Raw genomic sequence first — 19409 nt, forward strand, 5'->3', positions numbered from 1 at the left:
GCCGACCTACTTCCCACGGGGCCACGCCTATGGTCAATCGCCGCAGCTCACAGTCTCCGGCGCGCCAGCGCACGGGGGTCGCAGCGGCGGCTCGCGCACGCAGGCGGCGAAGAACAACGTCGCCAGTACGCCCACCGCGGCCAGTGCGGCGAAGGCCGCCGGGAACCCGGCCTGCCTACGCGGTCGTTGGCATCGGCGTGGCCCTCTGCGCGGTCGATGCCGTCTGGCAAGAGCTCGATAACGCTCGACGGAAACGCGGTTCCACGCCGATGAAGATTTAGAGCCCAAAGAGCGCCCGGACGGACGGAGGGCAAAGAGACTTCGGTGAAATCGTGCACAGGTAGCGCTAGGCCCCCCTACGGGCCCGTCCACGGCAGGACGCCTCGAAAAGAGCCAAATTCGCGACGAAATCGACACGCGCGACCTCAGAAACACCCCCGCTCGCCGAAAACCGCGGTCTCCAGCAAACGGGTGTTTCGAGAGGGATCGCGGGTGTCACGCGTGGGTCCGGAGTGAACCAGGATCCTCCGGTTCCGGCCACCACGCGGGCCACCAACCCAGGAGCCTCCTGGAGCGGGCCCCGTGCTCGCTCTCGGGCCCCAGCGCCGCCGCAGTCGATGCCGAGCTCGCCGGCGTCCTGGACCCCGTTGACGCCCAGGCCGACGGTGCATCACCCAGGGGTCGTCGTAATGTGCTCTGGCGTGTTCCGGTTGGGGCTGGCGGCGCTCTACATGCATTGCGAGCTGGTGACGACGCTGGCAGAGATCGATGTGCTGACGAAGGCGTCGCGGTCGATGCGGAGTATGATCGGGAAGGACGAACATATGGGGTGGATGGATGGCAATGTCTACGTCTGGGCGACGCGCCTTCGAGGGCGGGCGCTGGCAAGTCCGAAGCTGTGGGTGACGATCCAGGCCCGAGGAGCGCGAGCGGGGGGTGAAGGTCCCGGTCGTTGTCGCCATTGTAGTGGGCTGCCGTGACGTGCCTGTTCCCCATCGATTGAAGTCAGGGGGCCGGGCGCCGTCGAGCCTGGGGCCGCGCGCGGCGATGGACCGGGCGCGCGAAAACGTGTAGTGATGGGCTATGCCCATCGATGTCCGCGGCAAGACCGTCGTCCTCACCGGCGGCGCCGGCGGGCGCGGTGACGACGGGGTTCGCGGGGCTCGACCCGCAGAAGGCCGGGCCGGCGCTGGCGGCCGCGATCGAGGCGCTGCCGTGGGACGAGTTCGAGGCCGACCGCGACCTGCCGCCGCTGCGTGAGGCGCTTTACGCCCACGAGGCGGCGCACGGGATCACCGCCGCCCACCGCGCCGCGACTGCGCGCCTGCGGCCGCACGCGGCGCTGGGCCACGCGCACGGCCACGACGTCGAGGTCGAATGGACGGACCTGTCGCCCGACGGCCGCTTCTTCGCCACCGGGTCGTGGGTCGGCGACGACTACGACCGCGGCGGGGTGCTGCAGATCTGGGACGTCCGCGCCGGGCGCTGCGTGAACTTGCTGCGGATCCGCGGCGGCGTCGGCTCGCCCGACTACGGCGGTTGCATTCAGTGGCGCCCGGACGGCAAGCGCGTCGGTCTGGCGTTCGACACCAACGGGGTCGGCAGCTTCGACCCGTTCGCGCAGACGGGCGAGCCCGATTCGTGCGCCTACGTGACCGACGGGTGGAGCCGGCCGCCGTCGTGGGCGTGGTCGCCGAACAGCCGCGACGTCTACATCGCCTGCTGGGGCCCGAACCTGGCACTCGGGGCGATCGTGCCGCTGGTCGGCCGGCGCCCGCAGCCGCGCTGGTGCGAGTCGGCCGGCCGCGCCGACCCGAACGATCCGAACTCCGAGCCGCGACTGCGGCCGCTCGCGGACATCGACTGGTCGCACCCCGATCGCATCGTCGGCTACGACGGGGGGTCGCAGCTGTTCGCGCTCGACGCGAAGACGGGGAAGATCCTGTGGGAGCAGAAGGCCCATCCGCCGGTGTCGTTCTCGCCCGACGGCAGCGAGTTCGCGATGCACCCGGCGGGGATCGTCTATTACGACGCGAGCACGGGCCTGCCGAACGGGAAGTTGCCGATGCACGTGGGCGCGGAGTCGCTGATCTATTCGCGCGACGGGTCGCGGCTGGCGGCGATCGTTCACCCCGGGAACAAGTGGGGTGCGGAGCCGGGGATCTTCATCTACGACCGCGGCGAGTACCGCTACAGCCCCGACGTGCCGGCGCTGAAGGCGGGCGAGGACGAGGACGAGGGCGAGCGGTACGGCTTCTCGTGGCGACCCGACGGCCGCGCGGCGGCCATCTCGGCCCGCGGGCGGCTGCAGATCTGGGAGCTCGGCGACAAGCCGGCGCTGCTGCTCGACATCGAGGAGCCGAGCGGCGGGGTGGCGTACGGCGACGGGGTGCTGGTTAGCCACACGTCCAAGGGGCTGGCGTTCCTGCGCGAGCGCGACGGGGCGGAGATCGGCCGCTTCCACCCGGCGATCGAGGCCAGCGGCGAGAGCCCGCTGATGACGGACGGCGACGACTACGGGTCGACGTGGGACTGGAACCCGGCGTTCCCGCTCGACGGCGAACGCGTGGCGGTGGCGTTGCCGGAGGGCGTGGTCATCGGTCCGCCGGAGGCGAGCGCGACGGAGGCCGAGGTCGACGCCAAGATCGCGTGGGTGGTCGGGCGCAAGTGGGCGTGGCCGTGGCGCTGGGGCGAGGCGAAGGTGTGGCCCGACCCGGCGTCGGCGGCGACCGATCCGGCGGCGCCGGCGGCGTTCAAGCGCAAGTTCGCGAAGAAGGGCAAGGCGGCCGCGCCGGCGCGCGCGACCAAGGCGAAGTGGCCGCCGCCCGGAGGTTCGATCGACGACCTGGCGGCGTTCGCCGAGCAGGGCTTGCAGGTGCTCGACGACGCCCATCACGGCAACAACTACCGGCGAAAGCTGGTTGAGCCGTTGATGGTGCTGGGATTGTTCGATCGCGCGGCGGAGGCGATCGAGGGCCGCGGCAACTGGAAGGCGTGGAAGAACCCGTGGCAAGCGGCCCGGGCCCACGCGGAGGCGGTGGTGGCGGCGCTGGCGTGGCGGCAGGCCGGGCCGCCGTTGACCGACGTGCAGACGGGGACGCTGCGCCGCTGGCTGCGCGAGGCCGAGAAGCTGCTGACGAAGAAGGAGGCCAAGGAGCGCTCGCCGGCGCCGCCGAAGGCGATGATCGGCGCGGGCTGGGTGCTGCTCGGCGAGCAGGCGCACGGCGAGGAATTGCTGAAGGCGGCGATCGCCTCGGCCGACCCGGAGACGAACGCGGGCGAGAACCGGCGCGTGGTCGCGGAAGCGCTGGCGGCGGTCGGACGGATCCGCGACGCCATCGACGTGCTGGCCGACGGCGAGAAGGAGCCGTCGTGGACCGAGACGCGGCCCGCGTTCTCGGTGATCTGCCCGCGCGCCTCGGCGGCCGAGCTCAAGTACCTGATGACGAAGATGAAGGCGCGCGGCGCCCACAACGATGACGTGCTGGTCGAGCGCGGGATGCAGCGGCTGGTGGCCCTGAAGGAGTGGGACGCGGCGCGCGCGTGGCTCGACGAGTTCGACGGGTTCTCGACCTGGTCGGCGCACGTGAAGCTGGTGGAGGCGATCGCGGCCGCGGGCGAGCCGGCGCGCGCGGAGGCGATGGCAGGCGACGAGCTGGCGCCGAAGCACACCGGCTGCGCCGCTTTCTTGCTGGCGCTGGCGCGCGCGGCCCCGGTGCTGGCGAAGGGGCACCTCGAGAAGATCGCCAAGGCGGCGCCCAAGCTGCGCAAGGAGGGCCGCGGGGAGTTCTTCCGCAACCTCGCCGGCGCGGCGGCGCTGCTCGGGAAGCTCGAGGTGGCGGAGAAGCTCGAGAAGCAGGCGGAGTGGGAGCGGTTCGAGGTGCGCGTGGGCGTGCTGGCCGCGCTCGACCCGGCCCGCCGCGAATGGAAGGAGTGGTTCACGCGCGCCCGCGAGGAGCTGTCGAAGGACCGCAAGTCGATCCAGCTGCTGGCGGCGCTGGCGTCGCGCGGCGGGCTGACGGAAGTCAGCGCGACGCTGCTCGACCGGGCGATCGAGCTGGCGCGCGACGAGAGCTACCCGGACATCACGCTGCAGGAGGTCAGCGGGGTCATGGCCGAGCACGGCGACCTCGCGGGGGCGCACCGCGCCTATATGGCGATCAGCAAGGGCAAGCGCTCGTATCGCAGCCAGCCGCTGCTGGAGGCCTGCCAGGCGCGCGGGCTGTGGACGGCGGCGCTCGAGCTCCTGCGAGCGATGCCGCAGGACCTGGGCGGCGGGCCGCAGCGCGGGGTGGAGATGCTGCAGAAGGCGATCGGGCGCGAAGGGTTTTGAAGGACCAAGGGCGGTGATGCGCGAGGACAGGGGTCGCATGGACAACCATGAACCGCGCTGGCGGCTCGGGCTGGTGCTGCTCGCCGCCGCGGTGGTGGGCTGCCGGCCGCCTCCGCTCGAGACCGTGCACCGCGAGGTCCTCGCGCTCAACCTGCACAGCCGCGATCAGGCCCTGGCCGCGGTCATGGCCCAGCGCCGCCTGACCCGCATCGACGCGCCGCCGCCATCCGTTCCGACCTTCGCCATGCAGGCGAAGCTCTCGGGCATGTCAGGCGTGTCTCGCGTCAAGTAGCGGCGGCCGTCCACGAGCTCGCAGGGCTTGTTCGGGGCGTTCTCGCCGACGTTGAACACCGCGCCCGCACGGCCACGCCACCTGGTACAGCCTCCAGATCGACGAGACCCGTCGCGCCCTCACCTCCGCCCAGAGCGAGCACGCGCGCAGCGGGCCGAGGTCGACCAGCTCCGGCGGACGCATGAGCCAGGCGGGTCGCGCGAGCGCGTCGGCGCGGACGCGCGCGGGCCTCCGCGGGCGTCGCCGGCCCCGGAACGACACGGTCTCCGCCTCGTCGGGGCAGAGGTCCGGCGTGGGGCAAGGACGGGCGGCGATCGTCGCCGCCGAGCTGCGCCTGCTCGACGACACGGTCGCCGTCGAGTCGCTCACGGCGAGCCGGAACCGGAGCGGCGGTTCCGGTCGCGTGGTGGCAGCGTCGACAGGTCGACGGTCGCCTGCGAAGCTGCCATCATCACCACGCGAGCGCGGCGATGCAAAAGCAGGAGCAGACGCCCGGGGTCGGTGGAGAGGGCCCGAACAGCGTCGATGCGTACAACAACGAGGCGGTCGCGCTGCTCGAGGCGGGGCGCGCGGCGGAAGGGGAGCAGGCGCTCGTTCGCGCGCTTTGGCTCGACCCGCTGCACACGCATGCGCGCTATAACCTGGGGCTGCTGCAATGGCGACAGGGACGCACGAGCGAGGCGGTGTTCGTGGCGACGCTCGAGGCGATGCGGGATGACGGACAAGGGGATGCCCAGGAGGAGGCGCGCCGATTCCTCGGGTGGGTGCACGGCGAGCGCGGGGTGCCGGGTCACGCGGCGGAGCAGGCGCGGGGGCTGCTCCGAGGATTGGTGGCGCGGGCGACCGGGCGGGTGCCGCAGGAGCCGCCGGTCACGCTGCTCGCCTCGCAACGGATGGGGACGGTCCATGTTGTAAGAACGGCGGACGATGGCACGGTGGCGGTGTGCCTGGAGGCGATGGGGTCGCTGTATCGCTGGGACGGAAAGAGGCCGCTCGTTCCGCTGCCGGTGACCGGCGCGGAGGCGACGGCGATCGCGCTGACGCCGGACGGACGCGTCGCGGCGGCGGCGACAAAGGACCGGCGTGTGGCGGTGTTCGACGTTGCGGCAGTGAAGCGGCGGTGCGCGCCGATCCACGAGGAGGAGATCGCCGCGATCGCGCTGTCGGCCGATGGCGGCCGGTTGCTGACCGCGAGCGGGCGGATACTGTCGGTGTGGGAGACGAAGCGAGGGGAGCCGGTCGCCCGATGGCAGGGAGAGCGCGTGTTCACGGAGGCGTGGTTGTCGGCGTCGGGGACGGTCGCGGTCGCAGGGACGTGGGAGGGCTGTGAGGCATGGGACGTCGAGGCGAGGGCGCGCCGCTGGCAGCGGCCGGGCGAGGTGTTCGTGGTCGCGGCGGACGGGCGCTCGCTGGTGCTGCGGCAGAAGGCAGCGCGGGCGCTCGAGGTGATCGATGTCGCCAGCGGAAAGCGCCGCTGCGCGCGGACAGGGCACTGCGCCGACATCCATGATGTTCGTGTGTCGCGCGACGGGACGACGATCGTCACCGCGGGCCACGACAGGACGCTGCAGGCGTTCGACGGCTCGACCGGAGCGCGCCGCCGGTTCCTCCAGGACGACATTGACAGCACCACATACCTGCGGATCTCGCCGTCGGGGCGGTTCGTGCTGTATCAACGGCGAGACAGGTCGCTCGCGTTGTGGGACCTCGCGAGCGGGCAGAGCGTGTCGGTGGTCGGCGGATACGCGTGGATCGAGTCGGTCGTCGAGCAGGGCGAGGCGCTGCTGCTGCTGTCCCGCGAGGGGGGCGGGGTGCAACGCTGGCGGTGTGCGACGAAGCACGCGCGCGCCGTGGTCGCGTGCGCCGGAGCTCGCGTCATGGGACAGGTCGCGGTTCGCCGAGCTGCTGGGCGGGGCTGCGGAGGCGCTCGCGCAGGGCGATGCGGCGCGGGCGCTCGGGCGGTGGCGAGAGGCGCGGCAGATCGCCCGGCGTCACCCGAAGGCGATGGAGTTCGCAAGGGCGCTCGCGCGTCGGCTCGAGCGGGTCGGACTCGACGGGCTGTGGCCGGAGACGACGCTCACGGGGCACACGCGCTCGATCGGAGCAGTCGAGGTCGTCGGGGATCGGTTGGTCACGGCGGGGCGAGATCAAACGATCAGGGTGTGGTCGCTCGCGGACGGGCGCTGCCTGTCGACGCTGCCGGTCGAGCCGGAGGTGGTCGACTGTCTGGGGAGGTCGGGCGAGCGGGTGTTCGCGGTCGTCGGGCCGCACGACGGGGCGCGGTCGCTGGTTGATGTGTCCACAGGGACGTCGACGCCGCTCGAGGGGGTGACGGAGAGGTGCGGAAAGCTCCTGGTCGCGCGCGACGGGTCGTTCGCGCTGATCATGTGCGCGAGGGCGATCACCGGGATCGAGCTGCCGTCGGGGCGGCGCCGCTTCAGCGTCGCGGGGGCGCGAGGGGCATTCGAAGATCTGACCGTCATGCCGGACGAGCGCGTGGCGGTCTACACGACGTCCGGGCTGGTCGGGGGCTTCGATGCGAGGACCGGGGAGCACGTCTTCTTCGCCGAGGAGGGTGACGCGGGGGGATCGTTCCTGACGGTATCGCCGGGCCGTGCGCGAGGGGTTGCACGAGGACGCGCGAGCGGCCGCCCGCGGGGCCGCCGAGGCGCTGCTGGCGGCCGTACACGCGCTGGCGTTCGCCCAGGCGCGGTCGATGGCGATCCTGACGTGGGACCCATACGATGTCGCGGATGTGATCGCGACGATGGACGCGATCGGCACGGAGCTGATCGCGCTCGCGGACGGAGTGAGCGACGCGGCGCTCGAAAGGCTGCAGCGGGCGCTCGAGAGCGGGTGAACACCCGACGTCGCTCCGGAGGTGCGCCGTCGCGGCGAGGGCCCCATGCAGGACGCTCTCACGCTGGGCGGGAGTTGTCCACGGCACCACGCGTGCGGTGGACACCGCACTAGTGCTCCGACCGTAGCGTAGCGATCAAAAACCATGCGCGAATTTGCGCTCTGTCCGAGATTCTGATCTACGGGTGCCATGAGGCGGAAGAAGCCACGACCCCGGTTCCCCGGACTCAAGCTCAAGGACGAGGATCGAGAGCTCCTGCGGCGAAAGGCTCGGGAGCGGCAAACGGAGCGGACCTGGAAGCGAATACGCATGCTGCAGATGTTGGACGAGGGGAAGTCGCTGGCGGCGACGGCGGCAGCGGTTGGATCGGCGGTCCCATCCGTTCGGCGGGTTGGAGAGCGGTATCTCGCCGCGGGCGTCGAAGTCGCGCTCAAGGACGCGAAGCGGCCGATCCCGCCGCGGAAGCTCGACGCTCGGCAAGAAGCGGCGATCGTCGCCATGGTCTGCGGGCCACCTCCCGAAGGACGCGCTCGGTGGACGATCATGCTCATCGTCGAGGAGTGCATGAAACGCAAGCTCGTCGAGCAAGTCGGCCGGGAGACGATCCGGGTGTTGTTGAAGAACCACGCGCTCAAGCCGTGGCGGGAAAAAAATGTGGTGCGTTCCCCAGATCGACGAGGAGTACGTCGCACGGATGGACGACGTCCTCGACACCCTGGCGCAACCAGCCGACGCGTCGGAGCCGGTCGTCGCCCTGGATGAACGACCGGTCGTACTTCGAGACCCCGCTCGACCTGGCCGGCCAGCCTCACCTGGCCGCATGGCTCGCCAGGACTATGAATACGTGCGGCGCGGAACCGCAAATGTCTTCTGCATCGTCGAGCCCAAGGCAGGACGCCACCTGACCTACGCGACGCCCAACCGCACGGCGAAGCAGTTCGCTCGGGCTCTCCGCAAGATAGCCCAACGATATCGTTCGGCGCGGACGATTCACCTCGTCATGGACAACCTCAATACCCACCGCCAGAACTCGTTGTGCATGGCCTTCGGCGATGATGCGGGGCGCGAGCTATGGAGCCGCTTTACCGTGCACTATACTCCCAAGCACGGGAGTTGGCTCAACCCTGCTGAGAACGAGGCGAGCTTGTGGTCACGTGAATGCCTTGGACGTCTCCGGATCGGCTCTCTCACCGAATTGCGCCGTCGCACGTCCTTGTGGAACAAGGACGCCCACCGGCGACGGCGGAAGATCACTTGGCGGTTCACCAAGGAGCAAGCCCGAGCGGTGTTCAAACTCGACCAGATCTCTACGTCGCGGTCGGAGCACTAGCCTCGACGCTGTCCGAGCCGGCCGACCAGCGTCGACTCCGCGAACACCACGGCCCGTACCACGCGTCCACTCGCAGCGCGGGGTCGGACGGGCTACCTTCGGGCCCCTGGGAAGAGCGCTCAGGTCGGAGTTCCGGCTATATTCTCGCTATCATGGCGAACGAACATGCCTTGGCGCGCGATATCCGGCTCCTCAAGATTTACGCGCTCGCATCCACCGTGGTCACGATCGCCCTCGCGGTCACCGTTTTGCGCTGCCGCGAGCAGCAGCATATTGCTCGACTCGCGGTAGAACGGCTCGATATCGTCGAGCCCGATGGCAAGGCGGGGTACGTGCTGGCCAATCGCGCGCGCGTGCCCAACCCCGTTCTGGACGGCAAGGAACTCGAACGCCACGGGCTCCCCTTCAATAGCATGATCTTTTTCAACGATCGTGGCGACGAGAACGGCGGCCTCTATTTCGACAGCAAGACCGAACCGGATGGGAAGTACGTAGCGGCCGCTGGATTGAAGTTCGACCAGTATCGTGGCGATCAAATCATCGGGATGACCTACGACGAGGAGAACGGCAAGCTTGAAGCGGGATTCCGCGTTTGGGAGCACAAGCTCAGCGGCTCCGAGTATCACCGGCTCCTCGATGCCGCGAAGGCCATGCCGCCGGGCCCCGCCCGCGACGCGAAGATCGAAGAGGTGCGCATGCAATGGGGCGAAGAGCGCCTGTTCCTCGGCCGCCACGCCGACGGAGTCGCCGAGTTGGTGATCGCGGACCGCGATGGTCACCCACGCATACGGCTTGCCGTCGACGACGCCGGCCACCCCCGAATCGAACTGCTCGACGCCCAAGGCCGTGTACTCAAGGCCATCGACGGCACGGAGCCATCAGGCCACGGAGGTACCGCGCACTGAAGATCGACCGCCTCCTCCACACCGAGCTCGCCCGCATCATGCGCGCCCCCTCGCCCGGGGCGCTGACGGACGGGCTCCTGGCTACGTCGAGGTCGGCGTCGTCATTCCGCCGCGTGCGGCCCTGGCGGGTGCGGCGGAGGGCCCGGACGAGCATGAGCAGGGAGGCACCGATATCAGCAGACCGAGGACGAGCCCGGCGATCGGGTCGCCGAGCGGCGAGGCGCCGGCGTTCACCGGGCGGCTCACCCACGGGTCTTCTGGCAGGTAGCGCACCGCGACCTTCCTCGACGCGCGGGCGGCGTGCCAGTCGTCCTCGGGCAGCGCCGTCCACAGGCCGTCGCGGCCGGTCCCGTCGCGGAGTGTGTACGTCTCCGCTGCGCCCGGGAGCGTGAACGCGTACTGGACCTCATACGTGGTCCCCATGTTGCGCGACGTCATCACCCGCGTGTCGAGCACGTCGGCCTCGACGATGCCGCCGCCGCTGCGCAGGCGCACTTCCGCGACGGTGTCGACGACGCCGAGGTAGGTGATCGTTCCGCCGATCAGCACTCCGACGCAGAGCCGTTGATGTTGGTGAAGTCATGTGCACGCGGCGCTAGATCCCCCTACGGGCCCGTTTACGGTAAGGCGTCTCGAAAAGAGCCAAATTCGAGACGAAATCGAGACGAATTTTTGAGACAACCGGGAGATCGCGCCGTCGCGCATCAGGGCCTTCCAAGCACCCTAGACCCCCCGCTTGACCAAGCTTTCAGGTCGCCGGTCGCCGGGCCGTCGAGACAAGCGGAGTAGGGACGAAGCGGGCACGTTCGAGCGACGGGCGACATCACGCTCGCTGGTGGACACTCGGTGGATGGCCAGGGTCAAGCGCTCGACATGAGCCAGAGGACAGGCGGCTCCTCTTGCGCCGCCGACGACTTGCCCGAACGCGGCGTGCAGTAACCTGTCTCTTCACGCAGCCGTCGAGGGCGTGCTGGGTGCCCAGGGGCGCCAGTCCCGCCAGCGAGGAGACATACTCGCCGACGGGGACGTGAAGCGACCCGGCGCTGGCCACGCGGGCGAAGGGCGAGGTGCTGGTGGCGGCGGTGGTCGACGCGATGCTGGCGGGCATCGCGGCGCTGCGGACGGCGGCGCTGCCGGTGGCGACAGCGCCGCTGTGGCGACGCCCGCGATCGTATCAGGCCGCCGACGACGGGCAGGACGTCCCCGGGCGCGTCGTCGACCGCGTCCGCGTCGTCGAGCGTCGCTCCCGACCCTGGTTCTCGTCGACGTCAGCGGCACAGGCAGGACATGAAGCGGTGGAACAGCCGACGGTCGCCCCTCCGCGACGGTGAATTCGTCCGAGCCGTTGACGCCCGTCGACCGGCGCGAGGGCGCCCCGATTCAGCGAACGTCCAGAGCCGATCTGGTGCTATCGTGCCGTCAGATGTGCTTGCGCCCAGTCCGCGAAGGACGTGAGCGGAATGCCGATTTGAGCGCCTTTGTGGGGGAGAAAGATGGGGGTAAGGGCGGCGGCGGCGGCGGCAACCTACCGCCGATGCAATTCAAGCCATGACGTGCTTCGCCGCGAATCGGTCGAGCTCGACGTCGGAGGGCGGTGCGGAGGACAGCGCGGCGCCCGACATGGGCCCGCCGCCCGACTTGGGGGAAGTGCAGCCGAGCGTCCGCACACGCGACCGGCTTACCTGCCCTGCTGCTCGAGGAACGCGAGCGCTGCACGGTCATCGACCTCGAAGTCCGCCGGCCGGTGCCCGACGGTGCGGCGCAGGAGCTCGGCTGCCTCCGCGCCGTAGGCCTCGACGACATCGAACGACAGCCAGAGGGCCGGCCACGGCGGCTCGGTGCCGAAGATGGCATCGATGAACTCGAGCACGGACTTCGCGTCCCGCAACGACGGGTAGAGCCATACCACTGCATCGCCTGTCCCCTCGACCTCTTCCCGCATCAGGTCGGCTTTCAGCTCTTCGGCGATCGACGGGTCACGAGAGAGCGCGAACGCGACACGAGCGCGGACTCCCGGAGATCGGTCCCGCAGCCGCGCGAGGAGGGGCCGGGCCTCGGCGAGTTGGCGAGCGAACGCGTCCTCGGACAACCCGGAGACCCACGCGCGCAGCGCCCACCAGAACGGGTCCGTCACAGTGTCCGCGCCCGTGTAGAGTTCCCACGTGTCGCCCTCGATCGGCTCGACGAGATCGAACAGGATCCCGCCCGAGTCGTCGTCGGTGTCGAGCGCCGTGAACTGCCCGGGGCTCGTCAGCACGTCGAGGCAGAACGCGAGCCCCTTCGTCCCCGCCCAGAGGTCGACGAGCCCGCTGCCACGACCGACCCGCCACGTCTGGAGCGACTCTCTGCGGTTGTCAGTGCGGGTGCGCTCGAGGACGAACGCACGAAGCAGCTCTTTGATGACGTCGAGATCCTCCGGCGGGTCGTCGCGCTCGAGCTCTTCGAGCACCGCCGCGAGGCGCGACCGCAGCGGCTCGCGCTCCGCCCGGAACGCGGTCGGACGCAGCACGCGATTGCCGATCTGCGTCTCTTCCTTGGTCCGTATGGACCAGGACGTAGCGAGAATCTCCCAAGCGACGTACGGAGGGGCCGTTTCCGGATCGTCGGTTTCCGGATCGTCGGGAAGATGGTTGCGGGCTCCGTGCAGCTTTCGTCGTGTCGCGGGGGTCCAGGTCAGTGTCATCGCGCGCAACGTAACGGTTCGAGAATCCGACAGTCAACGCTAATCGAGCCCGTCCCGCGGGACGGAGTCGGAAAACATGGAAGAGCGGATTGTGGCCCGTCGAAAGGGCCGTCGCGGAGCTGATCAAGTAGTACTAGCAATGCTGCACTACGCGCAGGCGTACACGGTCGCGGTGGCGCTCGACCTTGGGCTGTCGTTCGTCGACGTCGTGTTCCTACTGGCGATCTCGGGGGTGCTCGGGGCGGTGCCGATCGCGATCGGCGGACTCGGCGTGCGCGAGCTGTTCTTCGCCCTCGCGGTTCCCGTTGCTCGGTAGCTCGGCCGGGGCGGGGTGAATTTCGGGCTCGGCGTGTTCCTGCTCATTCACGTGCCCGTGACCGGGCTTGGATTTGTCAGCTGGCAGATTGCGCCGCCGCCGCTCGGCGAGCCGTCACAGCGATGACGGCGAGGGCTTCTCTGCGATGACGCGCTGCCCGGCGGCGGTCACGGCGGGATGACGTCGAGGTCGAGGCCGCCGGGATACGCGTAGCTGACGTACTGGCCGTAGCCGTAGACCTGGACGCCGAAGGGGGCGTCGCCGGTCAGGGTGTGGTCGCCGTCGCCGTCGTTGGCGAGCAGGACGCGGGCGACGGAGAAGCCGGTGGCGCCGATCGCCTGGAAGTCGGCGACGGGTTGGCCGTCGAGGACGACCTCGGCCCCGGTCGGGGCGATGATGTTGACGAAGTTGCTCTCGTAGTTGGTCGGGGCGTGGAACGCGTAGCTGCTGCGGTACTGCTCGATCGGGACGGCGATCGTCATCGCCGGGTCGCCCGCGCCGCCGCCCCCGGCTTCCTGGCTGAGGAGGTACTCGCTGACGGCGATCTTGAAGTTCGCGGAGACCTTGAAGTTTTCGTCGGTCTGGAGCTCGGCAAAGTCGCCGGCCTTGGCGAGCGCCGCCGGGGCGCCGTCCTGCGGCGGGTCGTAGGTCAGGGTGGTAGCGTCGGCGGTGGCGACGATACGGACCATCCGCGCCTTGACGACCGGGGTCTGGTTCGCTGCCTTCACCAGCGGGGTGGTGACGAGGTAGTCCCTGGCGAGGTTCGCGGTCGGGAGGTTGAGCTCCACGAGCGGGTCGCAGCAGCAGGCGTCGAACGGGACATACGTGCAGTTGTGGGCGCCGAGGACCATCACCGGCTTGTCGGAGGCGACGCGGGTGCCGGTGATGTCGGCCTTGTCGGGCATGTCCGGCTCGCCGCCGCCGACGCCGGACATCACCTGCAAGACGTCGCCCGCGTCGAGGACCGCCATGCCGGTGCCGTCGGCGGCGATGCCCCCGCCGGCCTTGATGATGCCGCCGGTCGCCGAAGGGGTGACGTTGATCGTGGTGCCGTCCTCGCGGGCAACGACGACGTAGACGCCGGGGTTGGCGTTGAGGGTGTTGCGGGCGATCGCTACTGTGTCGGTCCCGTAGGCATTGCTCGGCATCAGCAGCGAGGCCTCGTTGAAGGCGCTCTGCAGGCCCTGCTTCTTGTACTCGAGCGGGGTGTACTGATGCACCGCGACCGGGCGTGTCGAGCGGATCCGATAGGCGCCGTCGGCGACGATCTGGCTCGCACTGATGCCCTTGAGCTCGAGGACCCACGGCAGCGGGATCACCTCGCTGCTGTTCGCGGGGACGAGGATGTCGACGACCGGGTCCGCGCCGCGGGTGATCGTGACATCGGCGTCCTCGGCGGAGAGGTTCGAGACGGCGACCGCGAAGGTGAAGGCCGTCTGGACGGCGCTCGGCGTGACGACCGAGTAGAACTCGCAGCCGAGGTGGCTGGCGCCGAGCGAGGCCGGGGCGCACGCACCGACGCACTCGCCGGCGTCGCAGGTGAGGCCCTGGACGTCGTCGCAGAAGCTGTCGACCCAGCCGCTGCCCTCGGCGTCGCACTTCGAGGCGACGTTGCCGTCGCATACGCCCTCACCGGGGACGCACGCGACGCAGCCGAGGTCCGGGGCGCAGTCGCTCGGGCAGGTCTCCTCACTCTCGAAGCCGCCCGCGCCGTCGCAGACCTTGGCGACTTCGCCGTCGCAGACGATGGTGCCCTGCGCACAGGGCGGGTCACCGGTTGAACTGCCGGTGTCGCTATCGCTGCCGCTCGAGCTCGCCGTCGCGGTCACTGGGGCGGTCGTCGTCGGGTCGGTGGTGCCCGGGTCGGTGGTGCCTGGGTCGAAGGTACCGCCCCCCGTCGGGACGGTCGCCCCAGTGCTCGTCGAGCCCTGCGTCGAGCTTGCGGCCGTGCCGTCGCCCTCTGCGCCGTCGTCGGGGCGAGCCCCGCCGCATCCGTGGCTAGAGAGGCCGAGGACCCACAAGAGAGAGAGGACTCGTGGATGGCTGGGGCGAAGGAGGCTCGACATGGTGGTGAGGGGATGGACGAGCCACGGCGCCAGACATGGACCAGGCTGTCTCACCGCAAGGACGCATCGAGGGGCTCGACCGTCTCACCAAATTGTTGGGCCCCTGAACCTGTCTCATGGACGACGCTGGAGGTCGCGGCCCGCGCTGCCTGTCGAGAAGCTGCCGGAGAAGGTGCCGGGGGGTCGACATAGCGGATGGGGAGAACGCGCGCTTCGGAGGTCGCGGGGACGGGCGCGGTGGCGGCGGTACAGCTTGCGGGCACTCCGGGCGCGGTCGATCCGGGCTGCCCCCGGCTCTCGAGGCGATCGGGAGACGCCGGCCCCGACTGCCCGCGCATGGATGTGCGCTTCATCACCCCCTCCTCGGCTCTCCCCTGGCCCCCCACGTCCGTGCGAACCTTTTAGCCGCGCTCGAGCACTCGTCGAATGGTGACGTTGATGGTCGCGGCCGCGATCGGCGCGGTGATCGTGATCGGCATGGGGCTGCTCGCCCCCTCAGCGCAGCATGAAGCGCCGTGCGGCGATCAGCTCGTCGATACCGTGTGGAACACGGACGCGCGGGCGGCTTTCGCGCGACAGTTCGCGGCGGTCGCGCCTGAGCGCAGCGCGGCCACGCTCACCTCGATCACCTCGCTGATCGCGCACTGGACCGATGCGTGGCGGCTCCAGCGACGTTCCGCCTGCACGGCAGGGGCGGCGCGAGCCGCGCGGGTAAGCTGCCTCGATCGACAGCTCGGAGAGCTCCGCGCACAGCTCGCCGTGTGGGAGAAGGCCGACGCCAGCGTCGTCGATCACGCGACCGCCGCCGCTGCCGCCCTGCCCAGCCCGGCCGAGTGCGTCGAGGCGCGCACCACAACCTCCCCGGCATCGGCCTCGCTGCTCGCGTCCACCGCGATGGTCGACGCACTCCAGCGGTCCGGGCGATGGGAGGAAGCGAGGGTTCACGCGCCTGCGGTGCTCGCGCAGGCCGAGCGCTCGACCGAGCTGGCGCCCAAGGCCCTGGCGATGCTGGCGGTCGCCAGGGTCGAGCTCGATGTGCACGCGCGAACCGCGGCGCGCGACCATGCGATCGCGGCAGCCCGCGCGGCGAGCAACGCGCGAGAAGACGACCTGCTCGCTGGAGCACTGCTCGTCGAGGCCGCGGCCCTGATCGACGACCACCGCGCCGCGGACGCGCTCGGCGTCTGCGATGCGGTCGAGGCGTTCGCCGCGCGCGGGCTCCCCCGTAGCGAGCGCATCGAGATCGTGCGCGCCGACGCGCTACTCCAGCTCGGGCGAACCGATGAGGCGATCGTGCACTATCGGCGCGTGATCGCGCGGCTCGCGGTCGCGGCCGCACGTGATCCGGCTCGTCGCCTCGCCCTCGCCAGCGCCATCGGCTCCCTCGGCTCGGCGCTCGGCAAGAGCGAACGGATCGCCGAGGGTGCCGTCGAGCTCCGTCGTGCGCTCGAGATCGAGGAGGCGGCGCTCGGGCCACAGCATCCCGAGGTCGGCCGAACGCTCCACGACCTGGCGATTCTCGAGCGTGAGAACGGCGATATCGAGGACGCCGAGCGTCACTTTGGTCGCGCGCGCGCGATGTTGGCCGTGATGCCGAGGCGCGAACCGCCGCCGAGCAGGCGCTGGCCGCCTGGACGCGCGCGCACGCCGAGCCGCCGGAGCGCGCCCACGCGTGGGCGATCCTGGCCGACATCGAGGCCCGCGGTGGCGATCGCCGTCGCGCCGTCGCGCTCGCCCACAAGGCGATGGCTGCGCTCGCCGACCGCGAGGGCGAGCCGCACGCGGCGATCCGAGCTGTCCTGCACGCTCAACTCCAGCGGTGGTCGCGCTGACCATGCGTACGCTCGCCCTCCAGCTCGCCGCGCGTACCGGGCACACGCTCGCTCCCGGTAATGTCACCGAGCTCGCCGCCCAGCTCGAGGCCGCCATCACGGCGACGCGCACGAAGTGGCCGGAGCTGGCGATCCGCCACGAGCTCTGGCTCGACGCCCTCGCGCCGTGGCTTGACAGCGAGCCCGACCTCGTCGCCGGGTTCGCGCAGCTCGCGGTGTCCGACGTCTACCTCGTGGGTGCGTGCCTCGCGGGGGACAAGCCAGCGCTGGCTATTCTCGAGCGGCTGACCCGCACCGCGACCACACGCGTGGTCGCCCGGCTTGGCGGCCACCTCTCCGTCGAGGACGTCGTGCAGGAGCTGCTGATGAAGCTCGTCGTGGGCGATTCGAGGAAGCTCGCAGGGTTTGGTGGTCAAGGCGCCCTCGCGGCATGGCTGCGGAGCTCCGCCGTGCGCACCGCCATCAGCCTCGGGCGCAAGCGCCAGGAGCTCGCTATCGAGGACGAGACTCTTGAGGCGATCGCAGACGAAGGCGACGATCAGGCGCTCGCGTTCCTCAAGACCAGCTACCGCGACGAGTTCAAGCGTGCGTTCGCGGCGGCCCTCGCCGAGCTCAGCAAGCGGAGTCGTACGCTGCTCCGCCTTCAGATCATCGATCAGCTCACGCTCGAGGAGATCGGTACGTTCTACCGCGTGTCGCGCGCGACCGCCGCGCGCTGGCTCGCCGAGGCCCGGGCCGATCTGGTGAATCGGACCCGCACCCGGCTGATGACCTCGCTCGGCCTTCCGGCCGAGGAGCTCGGCCAGCTGATGCGGCTCGTCGCCTCGAACCTCTACGGAACGCTGCCAAAGCTCCTCCGCCAGACCCACGGCGGGGATGAGTCGGGGCAATAGGTTCAGGGCCCAACAATTTGGTGAGACGGTCGAGCCCCTCGCTGCGTCCTTGCGGTGAGACAGCCTGTCCACGTCTGGCGCCGTGGCTCGTCCATCCCCTCACCACCCGCGAACCGCGCCCCAGCGAAGAGCCCAGGCGATCTGAAGCCCACCATGTCGAGACACTTCCTCCTTCGCTCCCCCGTCCTTGCCGCCGCTGCCATGACGGTGGCCGGCTGCTCCAAATCGACCGCGGAACCGAGCAGCTCCGTCGTCCAATCGACCGCGGAACCGAGCGGCTCCGTCGTCCAATCGACCGCGGAAACGAGCAGCTCCGTCGTCTTCGAAGTCAAACCGGACCATCAGTACGTGAAGTTGGATCCCGCGTCCGTGCAGCTTTCGGGGACGCCGGTCGTGGCGTTCTACAAGGACGGGGCGGAGTACGACTACTCCGTCATGCTCCACAATGGGCCGGTGGGCGCGAAGCTCACGTGCGCCAACTACAAAGAGGAGATCGAGAAGAGCTCCGTCTTCGTCCCCGTCTCCGGCAAGAGTCCCGCGCGCCCGAAGGACGTGAAGACGCTTATGGACATCCGGGGCGAGATCCACGTCACGAAGTCCGGGCAGCCGCCCGTCCATAGCGGCGGCATACGGGGGGTCGTCGTGACGTTCACGAAGACGAGCGACGCGGCGATGTCGGGCACCATTTCTCTCCCCGCGGCGAGCGCCGCGGCAAAGAGCCTCGCCGGCACGTTCAACAACGCCATCGTCTGCGAAGAGTAGTAGACGCCAACCCGACCGCTGCGTCGCCGCCGGACGGCCCGAGCTGGCGGCCTCGCTCGCCCAGGGCCTCCGCGTGGACATCCTTGCCCTCCATGTCCTTGACGATGATCGGCGAGACGACGTCGATGCCCGAGTAGTTGAGCTTCGTCGTGATGCCGGGCAGGCTGTGATCAGCCGACGGAGATGCTGAAGTCGGTCCCTGACACGCCGCCTGCCGCGCGTGGCCCGGGCAGGTGTTCGGGAGATCGATGTCGCAGAACGGGAGGCAGCAGCCGGGCGCCCTCGGGTCGCACTCCGTCGCGAGGTCGGGTGCGAGACAGGCGAGGCCAGGGTCGCAGACGTTGGCGCTCGGCACGAAGGGGGTGCTCAGCCCGCGCTCGCGGAGGAACGCCTGGTCCTTCTCGCGCTCCCGGGGTCCTCCTCGTCGTGGGTGACGACGGCCAGCCGGCGCCCGCGACGGAGCCAGCGCAGGGTGACACAGACGGTGATCCGGCGGGCCCACACCTCGAGCAGCCCCTGGCAGGTGTAGGTGCGTGCCGACTCGAGCAGCTCGATGAGGGCGGACTGCGAGACGTCGTCGGCGTCGGTGCCGGAGCCGAGGAGCGCCCGTGTCACCCGGCGCGCGACCGGCAGGAGCCGGCGGGCGAAGCTGGTCCCGGCCTGGCGGTCCCCGGCCCTCGGATCGACGACCGGGTCTTGTCGTCTTGCACGATGGGCTAACGCAGCTTCTCTCGAAGCCGATCCTCGAGAGCCCGCAGGATCTTCTCAGCCGCGATGCCGCGCTCATGGGGCTCCTCGATCGCCTCAGCTTCGGCGAAGAGCTCGACACCTTCAGTGCTGGCGATCGACGCCCACCACGGGCGGTGCTGCACGTCGATCACGACGGCAATCCGGTCGCCGTCCAGCGCTTCCGCCAGGAGGCGCAGCTCTGGGCGCAGATCGATGCCGTGCAGGCCCTCAATCCCGCCGAAGTTCAATGTCCGCGCCTCAGCCTGCGCGGCTGCGATCGAAGGTCTGCGCGACGAGGTCGCGTGCCTCGTCGTAGGAGCCGCGTAGCCCCGGGCCCCGGTTGTTCACCTCGAACACGACGCGTCCGTCTTCCGCGCGGACCTCTATCCGGACGGGCGTACCAGCCTT

Annotated in this window: 17 protein-coding genes; 11 read left to right on the forward strand and 6 right to left on the reverse strand. The window is 70.1% G+C overall.

The window, feature by feature from the left end:
- Nucleotides 1-1093 precede the first annotated feature (1093 nt).
- The 7 genes from NAEX_RS11280 (at nucleotide 1094) to NAEX_RS11310 (ending at nucleotide 9720) form a co-directional block, all read left to right on the forward strand.
- Nucleotides 1094-4333 (forward strand): WD40 repeat domain-containing protein, encoded by a 3240-nt coding sequence (locus NAEX_RS11280; protein WP_096327517.1) that lies wholly within the window; start codon nucleotides 1094-1096, stop codon nucleotides 4331-4333.
- A 13-nt stretch (nucleotides 4334-4346) separates the two neighbouring features.
- Nucleotides 4347-4625, forward strand: coding sequence for a hypothetical protein (locus NAEX_RS11285; protein WP_143140991.1), 279 nt, complete (start codon nucleotides 4347-4349; stop codon nucleotides 4623-4625).
- Between the two features lie 470 nt (nucleotides 4626-5095).
- A complete protein-coding gene (locus NAEX_RS11290; protein ID WP_096327519.1) occupies nucleotides 5096-6919 on the forward strand; it encodes a WD40 repeat domain-containing protein in 1824 nt (607 codons plus the stop codon).
- A 320-nt stretch (nucleotides 6920-7239) separates the two neighbouring features.
- On the forward strand, nucleotides 7240-7485 hold the full coding sequence (locus NAEX_RS11295; protein WP_096327520.1) for a hypothetical protein: 246 nt from the start codon (nucleotides 7240-7242) through the stop codon (nucleotides 7483-7485).
- Between the two features lie 309 nt (nucleotides 7486-7794).
- On the forward strand, nucleotides 7795-8247 hold the full coding sequence (locus tag NAEX_RS11300) for a helix-turn-helix domain-containing protein (RefSeq protein ID WP_170135622.1): 453 nt from the start codon (nucleotides 7795-7797) through the stop codon (nucleotides 8245-8247).
- Nucleotides 8180-8815 (forward strand): IS630 family transposase, encoded by a 636-nt coding sequence (locus NAEX_RS11305; protein ID WP_170135345.1) that lies wholly within the window; start codon nucleotides 8180-8182, stop codon nucleotides 8813-8815. Before NAEX_RS11300 ends, NAEX_RS11305 begins: the two co-directional genes overlap by 68 nt.
- A 152-nt stretch (nucleotides 8816-8967) precedes the next feature.
- Complete coding sequence (locus tag NAEX_RS11310) at nucleotides 8968-9720, forward strand: hypothetical protein (RefSeq protein ID WP_096327521.1); 753 nt, start codon at nucleotides 8968-8970, stop codon at nucleotides 9718-9720.
- Nucleotides 9721-9801: 81 nt separating this feature from the next.
- On the opposite strand, the gene NAEX_RS11315 is transcribed toward NAEX_RS11310, so the two are convergent.
- Nucleotides 9802-10269, reverse strand: a complete 468-nt coding sequence (locus NAEX_RS11315; RefSeq protein WP_096327522.1) for a DUF3592 domain-containing protein — start codon at nucleotides 10267-10269, stop codon at nucleotides 9802-9804.
- Between the two features lie 1129 nt (nucleotides 10270-11398).
- Complete coding sequence (locus tag NAEX_RS11325) at nucleotides 11399-12403, reverse strand: hypothetical protein (RefSeq protein ID WP_143141533.1); 1005 nt, start codon at nucleotides 12401-12403, stop codon at nucleotides 11399-11401.
- A gap of 139 nt (nucleotides 12404-12542) precedes the next feature.
- On the opposite strand from NAEX_RS11325, the gene NAEX_RS11330 reads away from it, so the two are divergent.
- On the forward strand, nucleotides 12543-12719 hold the full coding sequence (locus NAEX_RS11330; RefSeq protein ID WP_170135643.1) for a hypothetical protein: 177 nt from the start codon (nucleotides 12543-12545) through the stop codon (nucleotides 12717-12719).
- Between the two features lie 167 nt (nucleotides 12720-12886).
- On the opposite strand, the gene NAEX_RS50010 is transcribed toward NAEX_RS11330, so the two are convergent.
- Nucleotides 12887-14785 (reverse strand): IgGFc-binding protein, encoded by a 1899-nt coding sequence (locus NAEX_RS50010; RefSeq protein ID WP_170135644.1) that lies wholly within the window; start codon nucleotides 14783-14785, stop codon nucleotides 12887-12889.
- 426 nt (nucleotides 14786-15211) lie between these two features.
- Between NAEX_RS50010 and NAEX_RS11340 the strand changes: the two genes are divergently transcribed.
- From NAEX_RS11340 to NAEX_RS11350, 3 genes are all read left to right on the forward strand, one after another.
- Entirely contained in the window at nucleotides 15212-16678 is a 1467-nt protein-coding gene (locus NAEX_RS11340) for a tetratricopeptide repeat protein (protein ID WP_096327527.1), read from the forward strand.
- Entirely contained in the window at nucleotides 16605-17510 is a 906-nt protein-coding gene (locus NAEX_RS11345; protein WP_143141532.1) for a sigma-70 family RNA polymerase sigma factor, read from the forward strand. Before NAEX_RS11340 ends, NAEX_RS11345 begins: the two co-directional genes overlap by 74 nt.
- A 153-nt stretch (nucleotides 17511-17663) precedes the next feature.
- Entirely contained in the window at nucleotides 17664-18272 is a 609-nt protein-coding gene (locus NAEX_RS11350) for a hypothetical protein (protein WP_096327529.1), read from the forward strand.
- Here the strand turns inward: NAEX_RS11350 and NAEX_RS47670 are convergent.
- The 3 genes from NAEX_RS47670 to NAEX_RS11360 all read right to left on the reverse strand — a co-directional run bounded on the left by NAEX_RS47670 (nucleotide 18244) and on the right by NAEX_RS11360 (nucleotide 19249).
- Nucleotides 18244-18627: a hypothetical protein gene (locus NAEX_RS47670; protein ID WP_143141531.1), complete on the reverse strand. Its 384-nt coding sequence runs from the start codon at nucleotides 18625-18627 to the stop codon at nucleotides 18244-18246. The two genes, NAEX_RS11350 and NAEX_RS47670, sit on opposite strands and share 29 nt — an antisense overlap.
- 11 nt (nucleotides 18628-18638) lie before the next feature.
- Complete coding sequence (locus NAEX_RS11355) at nucleotides 18639-18905, reverse strand: sigma factor (protein WP_096327530.1); 267 nt, start codon at nucleotides 18903-18905, stop codon at nucleotides 18639-18641.
- A gap of 83 nt (nucleotides 18906-18988) precedes the next feature.
- A complete protein-coding gene (locus NAEX_RS11360; protein WP_096327531.1) occupies nucleotides 18989-19249 on the reverse strand; it encodes a hypothetical protein in 261 nt (86 codons plus the stop codon).
- Nucleotides 19250-19409 lie beyond the last annotated feature (160 nt).

The sequence above is a fragment of the Nannocystis exedens genome, assembly GCF_002343915.1.
In the GTDB taxonomy this organism is placed as follows: Bacteria; Myxococcota_A; Polyangia; order Nannocystales; family Nannocystaceae; genus Nannocystis; species Nannocystis exedens.